At 58.7% G+C, this 15,956-nt stretch carries 16 protein-coding genes; 2 read left to right on the top strand and 14 right to left on the bottom strand.

Features of this window, described 5'->3' with window-relative positions; translation table 11 throughout:
- Positions 1-37 precede the first annotated feature (37 nt).
- Together ACA074_RS08895 and ACA074_RS08890 are read right to left on the bottom strand one after the other, a co-directional pair.
- Entirely contained in the window at positions 38-2,182 is a 2,145-nt protein-coding gene (locus tag ACA074_RS08895; RefSeq protein WP_497678800.1) for a 3-hydroxyacyl-CoA dehydrogenase NAD-binding domain-containing protein, read from the bottom strand.
- 24 nt (positions 2,183-2,206) lie between these two features.
- Complete coding sequence (locus ACA074_RS08890; protein ID WP_497678799.1) at positions 2,207-3,412, bottom strand: acetyl-CoA C-acetyltransferase; 1,206 nt, start codon at positions 3,410-3,412, stop codon at positions 2,207-2,209.
- 585 nt (positions 3,413-3,997) lie between these two features.
- On the opposite strand from ACA074_RS08890, the gene ACA074_RS08885 reads away from it, so the two are divergent.
- Positions 3,998-4,819: a c-type cytochrome gene (locus tag ACA074_RS08885; RefSeq protein WP_401269769.1), complete on the top strand. Its 822-nt coding sequence runs from the start codon at positions 3,998-4,000 to the stop codon at positions 4,817-4,819.
- 113 nt (positions 4,820-4,932) lie between these two features.
- Here the strand turns inward: ACA074_RS08885 and ACA074_RS08880 are convergent, their stop codons facing one another.
- From ACA074_RS08880 to ACA074_RS08835, 10 genes are all read right to left on the bottom strand, one after another.
- Positions 4,933-5,742, bottom strand: coding sequence for a transglutaminase family protein (locus ACA074_RS08880; protein ID WP_401269748.1), 810 nt, complete (start codon positions 5,740-5,742; stop codon positions 4,933-4,935).
- Positions 5,739-6,689 carry an alpha-E domain-containing protein gene (locus tag ACA074_RS08875; RefSeq protein WP_007914063.1) on the bottom strand — a complete coding sequence of 317 codons (951 nt, stop codon included), beginning with the start codon at positions 6,687-6,689 and terminating at the stop codon, positions 5,739-5,741. Before ACA074_RS08875 ends, ACA074_RS08880 begins: the two co-directional genes overlap by 4 nt.
- A gap of 12 nt (positions 6,690-6,701) precedes the next feature.
- A complete protein-coding gene (locus ACA074_RS08870) occupies positions 6,702-8,111 on the bottom strand; it encodes a circularly permuted type 2 ATP-grasp protein (protein ID WP_187680092.1) in 1,410 nt (469 codons plus the stop codon).
- 478 nt (positions 8,112-8,589) lie between these two features.
- Positions 8,590-8,937, bottom strand: coding sequence for a ribonuclease E inhibitor RraB (locus ACA074_RS08865; RefSeq protein WP_003223226.1), 348 nt, complete (start codon positions 8,935-8,937; stop codon positions 8,590-8,592).
- Positions 8,938-9,149: 212 nt separating this feature from the next.
- A complete protein-coding gene (locus tag ACA074_RS08860) occupies positions 9,150-9,383 on the bottom strand; it encodes a hypothetical protein (RefSeq protein WP_085613485.1) in 234 nt (77 codons plus the stop codon).
- A 130-nt stretch (positions 9,384-9,513) separates the two neighbouring features.
- Entirely contained in the window at positions 9,514-10,389 is an 876-nt protein-coding gene (speE, locus tag ACA074_RS08855) for a polyamine aminopropyltransferase (protein ID WP_497678798.1), read from the bottom strand.
- Positions 10,390-10,567: 178 nt separating this feature from the next.
- The gene (locus tag ACA074_RS08850; protein WP_016773784.1) at positions 10,568-10,759 is read right to left on the bottom strand and encodes a PLDc N-terminal domain-containing protein; all 192 of its coding nucleotides are present in this window, start codon (positions 10,757-10,759) and stop codon (positions 10,568-10,570) included.
- A gap of 71 nt (positions 10,760-10,830) precedes the next feature.
- Positions 10,831-11,361, bottom strand: a complete 531-nt coding sequence (locus ACA074_RS08845) for a hypothetical protein (protein WP_187680089.1) — start codon at positions 11,359-11,361, stop codon at positions 10,831-10,833.
- Between the two features lie 135 nt (positions 11,362-11,496).
- The gene (locus tag ACA074_RS08840) at positions 11,497-12,015 is read right to left on the bottom strand and encodes an ankyrin repeat domain-containing protein (RefSeq protein WP_187680088.1); all 519 of its coding nucleotides are present in this window, start codon (positions 12,013-12,015) and stop codon (positions 11,497-11,499) included.
- Between the two features lie 97 nt (positions 12,016-12,112).
- Positions 12,113-13,951, bottom strand: a complete 1,839-nt coding sequence (locus ACA074_RS08835) for a long-chain-acyl-CoA synthetase (RefSeq protein ID WP_401269741.1) — start codon at positions 13,949-13,951, stop codon at positions 12,113-12,115.
- A 387-nt stretch (positions 13,952-14,338) separates the two neighbouring features.
- On the opposite strand from ACA074_RS08835, the gene ACA074_RS08830 reads away from it, so the two are divergent.
- On the top strand, positions 14,339-14,617 hold the full coding sequence (locus ACA074_RS08830; protein WP_095191301.1) for a DUF3509 domain-containing protein: 279 nt from the start codon (positions 14,339-14,341) through the stop codon (positions 14,615-14,617).
- Between the two features lie 81 nt (positions 14,618-14,698).
- On the opposite strand, the gene mtnC is transcribed toward ACA074_RS08830, so the two are convergent.
- Both mtnC and ACA074_RS08820 read right to left on the bottom strand, forming a co-directional pair.
- A complete protein-coding gene (gene mtnC, locus ACA074_RS08825) occupies positions 14,699-15,382 on the bottom strand; it encodes an acireductone synthase (RefSeq protein ID WP_497678797.1) in 684 nt (227 codons plus the stop codon).
- A gap of 4 nt (positions 15,383-15,386) precedes the next feature.
- A complete protein-coding gene (locus tag ACA074_RS08820; RefSeq protein WP_401269735.1) occupies positions 15,387-15,932 on the bottom strand; it encodes a 1,2-dihydroxy-3-keto-5-methylthiopentene dioxygenase in 546 nt (181 codons plus the stop codon).
- Between the last annotated feature and the right edge of the window lie 24 nt (positions 15,933-15,956).

Here is a 15,956-nt window from a genome sequence, read left to right as displayed (position 1 = left end):
CCCTGGCAAGGCAAGCCCCGGATTGGCTTCCCACCCTTTAGAACAGCTCCCCTTTCGCCGCTTTTTCCAGTAACAGGGCAGGTGGCGCGAACCGATCGCCATATTGTTCGGCCAGATACTGCGCACGGGCGACAAAATCCTTCACCCCGTATTGATTGATGAACTGCAGGGCACCGCCGGTCCAAGCAGCGAAGCCGATGCCGAAGATCGATCCGACGTTGGCGTCCGCCGTCGAAGTCAGGACACCCTCCTCCACGCAGCGCACGGTTTCGATGGCTTGCACGAACAGCAGGCGATCGCGCACATCCTTCGGCGAAATTTGCCCGTCAGCCTTCTCGAAGCGAGTCTTCAGCTCGGGCCACAAATGCTTCTGGCTACCAGCCGGGTATTCATAGAAACCGCCACCAGCGGCCTTGCCGGGACGCTTGTATTCATTGAGCAACAAGTCAATCACGGCGAACGCCGGATGATTTATCAGCGGTTTCTCTTCCGCTTGCAGGTCTTTGGCCGTTTGCTTGCGGATATGGCTCATCAGGCTGAGGGAAACTTCGTCAGAGATCGCCAGAGGCCCGACCGGCATCCCGGCCTTGCGCGCTTCGGTCTCGATCATCGGTGCGCTCACGCCCTCGCCGAGCATGGCGATGCCTTCATTGGTGAAGGTACCGAATACCCGCGAAGTGAAAAAGCCGCGACTGTCGTTGACCACAATCGGGGTTTTCTTGATTTGCAGAACGAAATCGAAACCCCGCGCCAGGGTTTCCTCGCTGGTCTGAGCGCCTTTGATGATTTCCACCAGCGGCATTTTCTCGACCGGGCTGAAGAAATGAAGGCCGATGAATTTGCTCTGATCGGGTACGGCAGTCGCCAGCCCGCTGATCGGCAAGGTCGAGGTGTTGGAGGCAATTACAGCGTCGGCGCCGACAATTTCCTGCGCGGCCGCCGAGACTTTGGCTTTCAGTTCGCGATCCTCAAACACCGCTTCAATGATCAAATCGCAACCGGCCAGATCGGTATCGGTTTCAGTCGGATGAATTCGCGCCAACACCGCTTCGCGCTGTTCAGCAGTCATTTGCCCACGGGCTACTTTCTTGTCGAGCAGCGCTGCCGAATGGGCCTTGCCCTTCTCGGCTGCAGCGAGGTTGATGTCCTTGAGCACCACTTCGATGCCGGCCGAGGCACTGACAAAAGCGATCCCCGCGCCCATCATGCCGGCGCCGAGTACGCCGACTTTCTGCGTTTTATAAGGCGCAAAGCCCTGCGGCCGTGAGGCACCAGCATTGATCTCGTTGAGCTGAAACCAGAACGTGCCGATCAGGTTTTTGGAGATCTGGCCGGTGGTCAACTCTGTGAAGTAGCGGGTTTCAATCAGGTGCGCGGTGTCGAAATCGACCTGAGCGCCCTCCACCGCCGCACACAGAATCTTCTCCGGTGCCGGCAGCGTGCCTTGGGTTTTGGTGCGCAGGATCGACGGTGCTATCGCCAGCATCTGTGCGACTTTCGGATTCGACGGCGTACCGCCCGGGATCTGATACCCCTTCACGTCCCAACGCTGCACCGCCGTCGGATTGGCAACGATCCACGCGCGAGCCTTGGCCAGCAGTTCATCCCGATCCGTCGCCAGCGCATCGATCAAACCGGCCTGTAACGCCTGTTGCGGACGAACCTTTTTGCCTTCGAGCAGATACGGCAGCGCCTTCTCGATGCCAAGCATACGCACCATGCGCACCACCCCGCCGCCGCCCGGCAACAAACCGAGAGTCACTTCCGGCAGACCGAGCTGCACGGACGCATCGTCCAACGCTACCCGGTGATGACAAGCGAGGCAGATTTCCCAACCACCGCCCAGTGCCGCACCGTTGATGGCCGCGACCACCGGTTTACCTAAAGTTTCCAGAGTGCGCAGTTGCCCTTTGAGGGTCAGCACCATGTCATAAAAGGCTTTGGCTTCGGGCTTGCCAACCCTGATCAACTCATTGAGGTCGCCGCCGGCAAAAAAAGTTTTCTTCGCCGACGTGATGATGACCCCGGCAATGCTGTCTTTTTCCGCGACAAGTCGGGCGACGCAGGCGGCCATGGCCTCACGGTAGACCGCGTTCATGGTGTTGGCGCTCTGGCCCGGCATGTCGATGGTCAAAACGACGATCGCGTCCTGGCCTTTTTCGTAACGAATGGCTTCGCTCATAACAGGGTTCCTTGAATTCGGGACTCAGAGACGTTCGATGATGGTGGCAATGCCCATGCCGCCGCCGACACACAGCGTCGCCAGGCCGTAACGCAGGCGCCGAACCTCTAGTTCATCGAGCAAGGTGCCGAGGATCGCGCAACCGGTGGCGCCCAGCGGGTGGCCCATGGCGATGGAGCCGCCGTTGACGTTGACCTTGTCCGGGTCGACCGCCATGTCTTTGATGAATTTCAGTACTACTGAGGCAAACGCTTCGTTGACCTCGAACAGGTCAATGTCTTCCACACGCAGCCCGGCCTTGGCCAGCGCTTTGCGGGTGGCCGGCGCCGGGCCGGTGAGCATGATGGTCGGATCGGTGCTGGTGACCGCCGTGGCGACGATGCGCGCCCGAGGCTGCAAGCCCAGCGCCCGCCCCTTGGCTTCGGAGCCGATCAGCATCAACGCCGCGCCATCGACGATTCCGGAACTGTTTCCCGGTGTGTGCACGTGATTGATTCGCTCGACATGGCTGTAAACACGCAGCGCGGTCGCGTCGAAACCCATTTGACCGATCATTTCAAAACTCGGCTTGAGCTTGCCCAGCCCTTCCAGCGTCGATTCGGCGCGAATGAACTCATCGTGATCGAGCAAGATGATGCCGTTTTGATCCTGCACCGGCACCAACGATTTGTTGAACGAGCCATCGGCCCGCGCCCGCGCGGCTTTCTGTTGTGAGTACAGCGCGTAGGCATCGACGTCCTGGCGGCTGAAGCCTTCCAGGGTGGCGATCAAATCCGCCCCCACACCCTGTGGCGTGAAGTGACTGTGCAGATTGGTCTGGGGGTCCAGCGCCCAGGCGCCGCCATCGCTGCCCATCGGCACCCGCGACATCGACTCGACGCCGCCGACCACCACCAAGTCTTCGAAACCCGAGCGCACCTTCATGGCACCGAGGTTGACCGCTTCCAGTCCTGAAGCGCAAAACCGGTTGATCTGCACACCTGCCACGCTAACGTCCCAATCGGCCACTTGCACGGCAGTTTTGGCGATGTCCGAGCCTTGATCGCCAATCGGCGTAACGCAGCCGAGCACAACGTCATCGACCTGGCTGGTATCCAGTGAGGTGCGCTCGTGCAGCGCGGTCAACAGACCAGCCACCAGATTTACCGGTTTGACACTGTGCAAGGCGCCGTCGGCCTTGCCTTTGCCACGGGGCGTGCGTAACGCGTCGAAAATCAAAGCTTGGGTCATGACGTCCTCGAACCTGCGCGGTGAGTGAATTTCGTACTGTCACTGTTGTCCCCGACGGTCACGGATTCAATGACCACAGCGCTCAATGACATTGACGCGCACGCTCAGACGGACGGTCATCGGCGATTGGGTGAACCGGTTCAGGTCGGCGAGTTGTCTAGCAAGCGGGCGGCAAAGAAGCTGGCAATACGCCTCATGCCTTTTTAATCGCACTCAGCAGCAAGTACATATGAAATGGATCTAAGCCAAGCGTGACGCGGGCCCTAAGGTAAGACATGTACGTCATGGCCGTCGGGTTTTGCCGAGGCAGGCGTCATTCAACAGGAAGTGCAGCGCTTGCCGTCATGGATATGCAGGCAAGCATCAGGAAATAACAATAAAGGCGGTCAAGCCATGTTCAAACAACCGAAAGTTCGTCAAGCAGGACTCATTCTTTTCGCCACGACGCTGTTGTTGATTTTGCCGAACCTGACCAAGGTCATCGGCTGAGTTCAAGCGGCAGGTGCTGTAATTCGCCACTAAAAATGTGACTGGCCCGCTACCCGGGCCAGCGTGGCTGTGCCAACCTTCGCGCACTTCCACGACATGGACGGCGATCATTTGAAAGCGCTCATTGTGTTTGGGGCCATGCTGCTGAGCATGCCCTTGTCTGCCGCGCAACTGGATCTGCAGTTGGGCGCAAATAGCCGCACCTGGCAGACCGAGGAGCTGCTCAAGCATCCTCAGGTACAAACGCTCACGGTAAAAAGCGACGTGTCCTACAAGAAGGACATGACCTATCGCGCCTTGCCCGTCGCGGCGTTGCTGACGGGCATCAAACCTGAGGATCATCTGCAAGCGGTCGCACTGGATGGCTTTGCCGCCGAGCTTGCCGCTGCGCCGTTGCTCAATCAGAAAGGCGCGCGGGCCTGGCTGGCCATCGAGGACCCGGCCAAACCCTGGCCGCCGTTGTCAGAGGGCAAACACAGCGCCGGGCCGTTTTATCTGGTGTGGACCGATCCGCAAGCGGGGAATATCAGCCCGGAACAATGGCCGTTTCAAGTCGCCAGCATCAAGCGCATGGCGCCGGTGGCCGAGCGTTTTCCTGCCCTCCGGCCAGATCCTGCGTTAAAGGCCAATGACCCGGTCAATCAGGGTTTTGCGCTGTTTCAGAAAAACTGCCTCGCGTGTCATCGCTTGAACGGTGCGGGAGATGCGCAGTTCGGGCCGGATCTGAATATTCCGTATAACCCGACCGAGTATTTCGGTGCAGATTTCCTCAAGCGCTACATTCGTGATCCGCAGAGTTTGCGCCAGTGGCCGCAGGCGAAGATGCCGGGGTTTTCTGCGGATGTGCTGCCGGATGGGGATTTGCAGATGTTGATCGGGTATTTGCAGCACATGGCCGGGCGCAAAAACAAGCCCTGAACACAGATCCAATGTAGGAGCGAGCCTGCTCGCGATAACGGTGTGCCAGCCTTGCATGTACTGGCTGACAGATTGCTGTCGCGAGCAGGCTCGCTCCTACAGGGGTTCGGTGTTTATTGTTGCTGCACAGAGATCACCGGCGCCGGCGTCGGCGACACAAACACCTTCGCATGCATCTGCTCACACCCACCACCCCGGCGCATGCCGCGCACCGGGCAGGCATCGAGGTAATCCAGACCCACCGCCAGTTTCAGGTGCCGCTCAGGTCGCGCCAGTTCATTGGTCACGTCAAAACTGTACCAGGCGTCATCCAGCCACGCTTCCGCCCAGGCATGGCTGGCCAGGTGTTCGCAATCCTCGCTGTACAGATACCCCGACACATACCGCGACGGAATCCCCAGGCTGCGCGCGCAGGCCAGAAACGCGTGGGTGTGATCCTGACAAACGCCCGAGCGCCCGGCGAAAGCCTCGGCAGCGCTGGTGTCGACTTCGGTGGAACCCGGCGTGTAGGTCATGTGCTGATTCAGGCCGTGCATCAAATCGATCAGTGCGGTGCGGTCGCGACGCTGCTTGCAGGATTTTGCAGCGAACGCGCGTAGCGCCTCGTCCGCCTCGGTCAACCGGGTGAACCGCAGAAACGGCAACGCCGACTGGCTTTCATGCTCGGCCTCACGCAATTCGTCGATGTCGACCTGACCACGAGCACCGATGATGATCGATTCGTGCGGCTCGTCCATGGTTAGCACGTGGAGGATGTTGCCGAACGGATCGAGTTGCGCGCGCACCGGGCGCGGCAGGTCGAGCTGCCAGCTCAGCACATGCTGCCGCTCGCTGTCGTGGGGGGTCAGTCGCAAGTACTGGATGCTCGCCCGCACCTGATCTTCGTAGTGATAGGTGGTCTCGTGGCTAATGGAAAGTCTCATGCAGCCTCCAGGTAGGAACTGTGAATGGCGTTGCCCAACTGGCGCACCAATGGGATGAACTCGGTCAGCCAGGCGTGCAGGCCTTCCTCGAGAATTTCGTTGATGCCGGTGTAGCGCAGGCGTGCGTCCATTTCGGCCGCCAGACGTTGCGCGGGACGACCGTTGGCGCCTGGCAACTGGGCGAGTATCTGGTCGATTTCTTCGGTGCAGGCACGCAGGGAGCGTGGTACATCGGCGCGCAACAACAGCAGCTCGGCGACATGTCGGGCGCCGGGCGCATCGCGATAGATTTCGGTATAGGCCTCGAACGACGACAACGCTCGCAGCAACGCACTCCACTGGTAATACGCGTGGGCCGTCCCGTCACTGACGGCTTCGGCCTGATCGCCAGCCATCTCGTAACGCGCGTCGAGCAGTCGCAACGTGTTGTCGGCGCGCTCGATGAACGTCCCCAGGCGAATAAAGCGAAACGCATCGTTACGCATGATCGTGCCGTAGGACGCGCCACGAAACAGGTGCGAACGCTCCTTGATCCATTCACAGAAGCGGCTCATGCCATAGCGGCTCAGGCCCTGTTCGGCGATCCCGCGAATTTCCAGCCACGTTGCGTTGATGTTTTCCCACATGTCGGCGGTGATGCGCCCGCGCACCGCGTGCGCGCTGGCCCGCGCCGCGCCGAGGCAGCTATAGATGCTCGCCGGATTGGCGGCATCGAGGGCGAAGAAATGCAGCAGGCGTTCGGCATGCAAAGCACCGTGACGCTCGAGGTAATCATCCAGGGTGCCGGTAATCAGCAGCGGCATGGCCAGTTCGTGCAAACCGTCACCGCGACCGTCTTGCGGCATCAGCGACAGCGAATAACTGATGTCGAGCATCCGCGCGAGGTTTTCCGCCCGCTCCAGGTAACGCGACATCCAATACAGATCCGAGGCAGTTCTACTTAACATGGCAAGCTTCCTTCAATCCTCGACCACCCAGGTGTCCTTGGTTCCGCCACCCTGGGAAGAATTCACCACCAGGGAGCCTTCGCGCAGGGCGACACGGGTCAAACCACCGGGCACAACCCGGGTTTCGCGACCGGACAAGACAAATGGCCGCAAGTCGATATGGCGCGGCGCAATGCCGTTTTCGACAAAGGTCGGGCAGGTCGACAGCGACAGCGTCGGTTGCGCGATGTAAGCGTGGGGCTTGGCCTTGATGCGCTCGCGGAAGGAATCGATTTCCGCGGTTGTCGCAGCAGGCCCCACCAGCATCCCGTAACCACCGGAACCCTGGGTTTCCTTGACCACCAGATCCGGAAGATTGGCCAGCACATGGGAAAGTTCAGACGGATTACGACACTGCCAGGTCGGTACGTTCTTAAGAATCGGTTCTTCATCGAGGTAGAAACGGATCATGTCGGTGACAAACGGATACACCGATTTGTCATCCGCCACGCCCGTGCCGATGGCGTTGGCCAGCACCACATTGCCGGAGCGATAGGACGACAGCAGGCCCGGTACGCCAAGCATCGAATCCGGATTGAACGCCAGCGGATCGAGGAACGCGTCGTCGAGGCGGCGGTAGATCACGTCCACCGCTTTCGGGCCATCGGTGGTGCGCATGAAGACCTTGTCATCGCGCACAAACAGATCCGCACCTTCCACCAGTTCGACGCCCATTTCTCGAGCCAGAAAGGCGTGCTCGAAAAACGCACTGTTGAAGCGTCCCGGCGTCAGTACCACCACGCTCGGATCGTCAATCGGGCTTGAGCTTTTCAGCGTGTCGAGCAGCAGGTTCGGATAATGATCGATAGGCGCGATACGCTGGGCGGAAAACAACTCCGGGAACAGACGCATCATCATCTTGCGGTCTTCAAGCATGTAGCTCACGCCGCTCGGTGTGCGCAGGTTGTCTTCAAGCACGTAATAGGTGCCGTCGCCGTCGCGCACCAGATCGACGCCGGAGATATGCGAATAGATATCGCGGTGCAGATCCAGCCCTTGCATCGCCAACTGATACTGCTCGTTGGCCAGCACCTGTTCGGCGGGAATAATCCCGGCCTTGATGATGCGCTGCTCGTGATAGAGGTCGGCGAGGAACATGTTCAACGCCTTGACCCGCTGGATGCAGCCGCGCTCGACAATCCGCCACTCACTGGCGGGAATGCTGCGCGGAATGGTGTCGAACGGAATCAGGCGCTCTGTGCCCTGCTCGTCCCCGTAGAGCGTGAACGTGATGCCGGCACGATGGAACAGCAGATCGGCCTCGCGGCGCCGCTGGGCCAACAGCTCGTCAGGCGTGTCAGCCAACCACCGGGCAAACTCCCGGTAATGCGGGCGGACCTGGCCGCCGGCATCGTACATCTCATCAAAATAGGTGCGGATCATGCCGTACTCCTTGTCACCCGGACATCCAGACCATCGCAAGGCCCGTGCCATCGGCATAAACGCTTTGATTTCAATCGGTTGGATAATCACGCCACAGGCGCCGCACCATTCCTGTGCGACAAATGCCCCAACCTGATTGCCCCCGCCTCATTGCGACGCAGTGCTGTCGCCTATCACCAGCATAGTCAGAGTTGATTTCACTGCTCGCGGCTGGCTGCGGATAATCCGCGCATCCGCTGAAAAAACTTCCCCCGATGAAGCCTTCAGCCCAATCGATCCGGACTGCCTTTGCGGCCCTCAAAGCCTTAACCCTGACCGGTTTCCTCTCCTTATCGGTCTTCCCTTTTAGCCACCCTCTCCGGTGGCTTTTTTTTGCCTCGGATTCTTGTTTCAGGGTTTTGCCACGGGAATTCAAGCAAGCCAAAAACGACAACGGCCAACCCGAAGGTCAGCCGTTGCTTGCGTTGATTACCAGAGATCAGTTCAAACGGTAGCGGTTACGCACCTCCTGCTTGACGCCCCAGCCTTCGATGATGCCACCCAAGGGCTCGACCACCGCCGAAAAGCCCTGCTCGAAATCGCCGATATCGTCATAGGTCGCGTACATCACTTTGCTCAATTCCAGAGACCACGCGCCGTCGTCGCGCGCGCTGACCTGGGCATTGATGGATTCACCGCGAAACTTGCCTGCCGCCCTGCGCGCCCGCTCCTCGTCCGGGAAAATGGCGTAAAACTCGATGGGATGGAATCGGGAAAAATCGAAACCGCCTTCTTTCATGCGGCGCAGTACATTGCTGCTGATGTCTTCTTGATAGGCTGTGCTCATGAATCGTCCCCCTCGGATAGATGGATAGACTTTCCGTATTCCCGCCCCGGGCCTTACTGGCCAAAGTACTACGGCAACGTGGTTGCGCGCGGGAAACAAGCATGTAGCTGACAAGACCAGACCTTAGCGATCCGTTCGCTGATCTCGCTTGCAGAGTAGCCCCAAGATAGAGCTGCTGCCAAGGCCTGGTGCTTCAAGTGACAAGAAGAATTTCAGATGGGAGTGATACTGCGGATTTCGATGCTGTTCTGGGTTTTCAGGCTTTTGACGCCTGCATCGGCAGTGCGCCCTTCCAGATCGTTCAGATCCAGTTCGGCGGCGACAGGCAGGAGCCGTTCCTTGATCAGTCGAGCAGCTTCATCGTCGCTTGGGCATTCCGCACGCTCGAAGACCTCATCGACAATTTCACCATGATCGTCCACGAAAGTGACTTTCCACTTTTGCATCGGTGCCTCCTCGATCAAACCCGCAAATGGGCTTACACCTATCTCGACTTTTGGCCGGATTGATCGTTCAAAAGGATTGCTGCGAGCGAACATGAAAAAAGTTACATCCGCTGTAGGAGTTGCGTGATTTTCAGTCGTTGCCTGGCTTGTTGATCGCCTGCAGTACGTACTGCGGCAGCGCAAACGCACCGATGTGAATTTCCGGGTTGTAGTAGCGAGTGACAATGCCGCTGCCGATGAAACGCTGTCGCAGGGTTTCACGGCTCAACTTGCGGTAGGCCGGGTTGGTCGAACCCCAAGCGAACGTCATCGAGCCGCCGATATAGGTCGGAACAGCGGCCTGATAGAAATGCCAGTCCGGAAACAGGCTGCGCAGGCGGCCGGCAGTGGTTTTGACTTCGTCGATCTGCATGAACGGCGTGCCGTTCTGAGTCACGAGGATGCCGCCTTCGTTCAGGCAACGGTGGCAGGCCTGGTAGAAGTTTTCCGAGAACAACACTTCGCCCGGGCCGATCGGGTCAGTGGAGTCGGAGATGATCACGTCGAATTTATCGGTGGTGGTGGCGACAAAACGCATGCCGTCATCGATCACCAGGTTCAGACGCGGATCTTCGTAGGCGCCCTTGGAATGGTTCGGCAGGAATTGCTTGCACATGTCGACCACGGTGCCGTCGATCTCGACCATGGTGATGTGCTCGACACTGCCGTGCTTGGCCACTTCACGCAGCATGCCGCCGTCACCGCCGCCGATGATCAGCACGCGCTTGGCGGTGCCGTGGGCGAGGATCGGCACGTGGGTGAGCATTTCGTGGTAGATGAATTCGTCGGCTTCGGTGGTCTGGATCACGCCGTCAAGCGCCATTACCCGGCCCATTCGCGGGTTCTGGAAGATCACCAGATGCTGGTGTTCGGTGCGCACTTCGTGCAGCAGTTTTTCCATGCGAAACCGCTGACCGTAGCCTTCGTAGAGGGTTTCCAGGTACTCACTGGTTTTGGTGACTGTCATGGTGACGTGCTCCGATGAATGCGCGGGCGCCAATCGTGGCGACGATTGTCCGGGAAAGGCGCGCATTCTACGTTGCCGAAGATGACAGGTCGAACCTCGCGCCATCGGCTTGGCACAATCCCTGTGGTAGCTGGCTTGCCAGCTACCACAGGTTTCGAGTTGTTCTCGAAAGTAGCGGCTAGATTCGGACATTCCCCCGCGGCCCGGCGATTGCCCAGATGATCAGGCCCAGCACCGGCAGGAGGATGATCAGCAGCACCCAGACAATTTTCATCCCGGTGGACGCGCCGCTTTTCAGCACATTAATGATGGCCCAGATGTCGAGGGCGAGAATGATCAGACCGATCAGACCGTTAAACGTCGAACCCATGGTGTCGCTCCAGAATAGTGGCATGCACTTTTAGGATAGACGGGCCAGCGCAGGGTTCCCTTTTATTACGCTCAGACGTGAACGGCGATCTTCAGCGCTTCCAGCGACGGTGCGGCGGCGATGCCGACCTCGGCGCACAGTTCCAGCACCCGTGGCACATCGTTGCCATAGACCAGCACCACTTGCAGCTCATCGTCGAGCAACTGACTGAAGTTCATCAGCGTGTAACCGCCGTTTTCCTTGCTCAGACTGCTCATCTGCACCTGGATACGGTTGAGTGCGGTCAACGCTTCGGTCTTGGCCAGTTGCTTGGGTTTGAGGTTGAAATCCACGCCCGGGCCGAACGAAGCAACAATCTGCGCGAACAGGTCGACGTAGGTGTCGGCCTGAAACATTACGGTTTCCGGCAGGCTGCCGACGACGACCCATTCGCCCAGCGGCATCGGGAACGTGTCGTCATAGTTGATGTCCGGATTGGCGGCCAGAAACGCGTCGGCATCGGCGTAGGCCTGAGCGGCTTCATCGGCCACGTTCAGGATCTCGTCCTCGCCCATGCAGCCGGAACTGATTTTGCTGATGAGTTCGACGAGTGCGGCTTTCATAAGGGCGGATCCTATGGCGAGGGTAGATTTTGAGGGCGCGAAGGATAGCGCAGAAAAGCAAAAGATCGCAGCCTTCGGTAGCGCCTACAGAAGATCAGTGCAGGCGCTACCGAAGGCTGCGATCTTTTGACCTGATCAACCCAGCAGTTTTTCCAGCTGCGCGGTGGTATCGACCGCGCCCATGGTCCGCGCAGCGTCCAGCGCGGAGACACCATTGGCATCCTTGGCTTTCGGGTCGGCGCCCTTGCTGATGAGGTAATCAACGATTTCAACACGGTTGAACATCGCAGCCATCATCAGCGCAGTGCGGCCATCGAAGGACGAGCCTTCAACCTGCGCGCCACCCTCGACCAGCGCCGAGACTACCGCCAGATCGCCTTTGAAAGCAGCACCGGCAATCGGACTTTGGCCATTGTCGTTGCGAACTTCCGGGTCGGCCTTGTGTTCCAGCAGAACTTTCACGGTTTCCACATGGCCGTGGTAAGCCGCGAGCATCAGCAATGTGTCGCCCTTGTGATTGCGAAGATTCGGTGGCAACCCTTTAGTCAGCAGCGCCGCCATCATCGCGGCATCACCCTCACGCGCCTTGTTGAAAACCTGCTCGGCAAATTCGGCAGCCTCTTCAGGGGTCATCTGGCGGCTTTGGTCGGACATTAGGCAACTCCACTTCGGTCAATCGGAAAGCCGACAGTTTTCCCGAGCAAGACGATAGCTGTCACCCTCTTTTTCTCAAGATTGCCTATAGCCACAATCAATAACGGTATTTGCCCTGATGAATTTCAGCCAAAACTTCATCGGTGACCTGCACATAGGTCTGCGTGCCGGGCAGCCAGGCGAAGATCGGGTCATCGCCCGTCTGGCCGGGGTCGAAACCTTCTTTTTTCAGCCGGGTTTTCTGGTATTTGAAGGTGCCGGTGGTTTCCATTTTCACCTTCACCCGCAAAAACAACGGTACGGCGTAGGCCGGCATGCGTTGCCGTGCAAAGGTCAGCAGTTCGGCAAAATCCAGGGTCGCAAGAGATTCAGCCGGGGTTATCGCCGCCATCCCGGCGCGACCGTTGGTGTTGCAGATTTCCACGCCATACGCCACCGCCTCGGAGATGTGCGGATGCTGTAGCAGAAGGTTTTCGACTTCTGTGGTCGAAACGTTTTCGCCCTTCCAGCGATAGGTGTCGCCGAGCCGATCAACAAACTGGGCATGACCGAAGCCGATATTTCGCAGCAAGTCACCGGTATTGAAGAAACGGTCGCCTTTGTTAAACACATCGTCCAGCACGACCTTGGCGGTCTTCTGCGGATCGGTGTAACCGTCCAGCGGTGCCTTCTCGTCGATCCGTGCCAGCAGCAACCCCTGCTCGCCCTTGCCGACCTTGCGCATGAAACCGTCATCGCCACGAAGAGGCTCACCGCTGTCGTGATCGTAGGCGACCAACTCCCAGGCCATCAGGGAAAAGCCGATGGTGTTGTCAAAGTTGAGGATGTTGGTGAAGCCGATATTGCCGTCGCTCGCCGCATACAGTTCGCAAATGTGATCCACCGCAAACCGTGTCTTGAATTGCGCCCAGGCGCCCGGGCGCAAACCGTTGCCGATCATCTTGCGCACGCCGTGACGGCTATCATCGGCACTGGCCGGTTGATCGACCAGATAGCGGCACAACTCGCCGACGTAGCCGATGGTGGTCGCGCGATAGCGGCGTACGTCGCTCCAGAACTGGCTCGCGCTGAATTTGCGGCGGATCGCAAAACCCGATGCGCCATTGATCGCCGAGCCCCAGCACACGCAAAGGCCGGTGGCGTGGTACAGCGGCAAGGTGCAATAAACCACGTCGTCCGGGCGCATATTCAGCGCGATCATGCCGAAACTGGCGGAACTGCGCATCCAGCGGCCGTGCTTGAACACCCCCGCCTTGGGCAGTCCGGTGGTGCCGGAGGTGTAGATGTAGAAACAAGGGTCATCGAAAAATACTTGCTGGCTGCTCGACGGATTATCGCTGCTGGCGTCGGCACTGGCGCTGATCAGATTGACATAGCCCTCGGGCGCAATGCCCGGGTGGCTGTAGGTGTCCTGATCCGCGACAAACCAAGTGCGCTGCGGCGCAATCGACACCTGCTCGCGCACCGCAGCAAATGCGGGCACCAACTCTTCGCCGACCACGATCGCCACCGGCGCTACAAGGTTTACGCTGTGGATCAGTGTGTCGCGGGTCTGCGAGGTATTGAGCAGCGCGCTGACAGCGCCGACCTTGGCCAGCGCCAGTATCGTCACCAGCAGTTCCGGGCGATTTTCGACGAATACCGCCACCACGTCGCCCTTGCCGATGCCCTGCCCGTTCAGATAGTGGGCGATACGATTGGCCCACTGGTTGACCTGCGCATAGGTCAGCAACACATCGCCCTGCAATAACGCCGGCCCATCAGGATTGCGCAGAGTCGCTTGTTCGAATGTCCAGCCAAGGCCACAGCTTTGGGTCGGATCCGTGACGTTGGCCACCTTCATGCCTTTAACCACCCGAGGGATGGCTTTGGCGATCATCGGCAGTTTGCGGAGCATCATGCCCCAGGTAATCGTGTCGCTTGGCGCGTGACTCATGGAAGCTCCCCGTTCGGCCTTGGCGTTGGCCGGTGTTTTTATTGTCGGGCGACTGGGTGAGGCAACCGGCGATCTTGTGCGACGGTCGAGACCGAAAATACGTCAGCGCTTCTCGGCCTGTACACGCGGTTTTTGCAATGTTTTGTATCCGCAGGCTCAACGGCGACGGCGCTGATCCTGGCTTTACCAATTGGTTCCGTAGAATCGACAACGATCCCGCAAAATGCAGGATGCACGATGGCCATTCATGCAGATTGCACGACCCGTTTAAATTTTAAATTTTTTAACTTATTGATTTATATGGATTTTAATTTTATCGACTGCTGGCACAATCACTGCAACCTCCTCTGCATACTTGCCATTCAAGTGCATACGGAGCTGAAAAACATGAGCCTGATCCAAGAAAAATTTACCTCCCTGTTCTCCAACTTCGACGTCACCACTGCGCCGCGTCCCGATGGCGGGATTCTGCTGACCCTGCGCAGTGCCGACGGCAAAGTTTTCAAGCGCGCCCTCACCTATCAACAACTGCATGCCGGCGACCAACTGTCGTGGGCGATCAGTGCGATTCGCCGTGACTTGGCCGAACAGGCCAGCGAACTGCCGCAAATTGCGATGTTGCAGAGCCAGCAGCGTTTTGCCCTGCCGACTTATCACTCGCTGTAATTCTCACCGGTTAAACAGAACAGGCCGTGAAGCATGCGCTTCACGGCCTGTTTGTTTGTGCGCCGTTTCCTTGTAGGTGCTTTAGAAGGCTTCCGGTTCAATTCCGGTAAAACTATCGACCGTCACATGCCCCGCCAACTCCCCGCCTTCACGGGCCAGACCGCAGGTTTGCAAACCGGCAGCCTGAGCCGCATCGAGTTCCTGCACGATGTCCGACAGAAAGAGAATCTGCGCAGGTTCAACACCAATCGCCTGTTGAATGTTGGTGTAAGACTGCGCCTCGCGCTTGGGCCCGGACGTGGTGTCGAAGTAACCACTGAACAGCGGCGTCAGATCCCCCGCCTCAGAGCAGCCGAAGATCAGCTTCTGCGCCTGGATCGAACCGGACGAATACACAAATAGTTGATAACCCGCCTGATGCCAGCGTTGAAGTGCTTCAACAGCATCCGGGTAAACGTGGCCCTTCAACTGCCCGGCCTGATAGCCCTGCTCCCAGACCATGCCTTGCAACGCCTTTAGCGGCGTGGCCTTGCGGTCTTCGGCGATCCAGTCCAACAGAATCTCGACAACACGTTCAACATCAGCCTGCGGCTCGTTGCTGTCGCGGCGCACAGCGTCAAGTTCCTCGGCGACATCGGCACGTTCGGCGTTCTGCCGCACGAAGTCCGGCAGATGTTTGGCCGCATACGGGAACAGCACGTCGAAAACGAAACTCACCGCGCTTGTGGTGCCTTCGATGTCGGTAAGAATGACTTTGATCGACATCGGCTCAGTCCTCCAGACGCGGGAAGCGGCCGGCGATGTCTTCGCCGGTGAAGTTGGCGACCCAGCCGTCAGGATTGTTGAACAAGCGAATGGCCACGAAATGCGGATGCTCGCCCATGTCGAACCAGTGCCTGGTGCCGGCCGGCACCGAGATCAGATCGTTCTTCTCGCAGAGTACGGCGTAAACGTAATCGTCGATGTGCAGGGTAAAAAGCCCACGGCCAGCGACGAAAAAGCGTACTTCGTCTTCGCCGTGGCGGTGTTCTTCAAGGAACTTGGCGCGCAATTCGGCTTTTTGCGGGTGATCGCTGTTGACGCTGATGACATCGACAGTGACGTAGCCGCGTTCGGTCATCAGTTTGTCGATCTGCTCTTGATAAGCGCTGATCACTTCTTCCTGTGTCGCGCCGGGCTGGATCTTTGCGGCGGCTTGCCAGCGGTCGAACCGCACGCCCTGCTCGGCCAGGGTGGAAGCGATGTCTTCGAAATGGGTCAGCACCTTGTTTGGAATCTCAGGGCTGGAAATGTGATAGACGGACAGGCTGCTCATTGGGGCAATTCCTCGGTATCGGCC

It is taken from the genome of Pseudomonas sp. LBUM1655, from assembly GCF_059716085.1.
The sequence above is the reverse complement of the archived record's forward strand: the minus strand, read 5'-3'. Positions and strand labels throughout refer to the sequence as shown.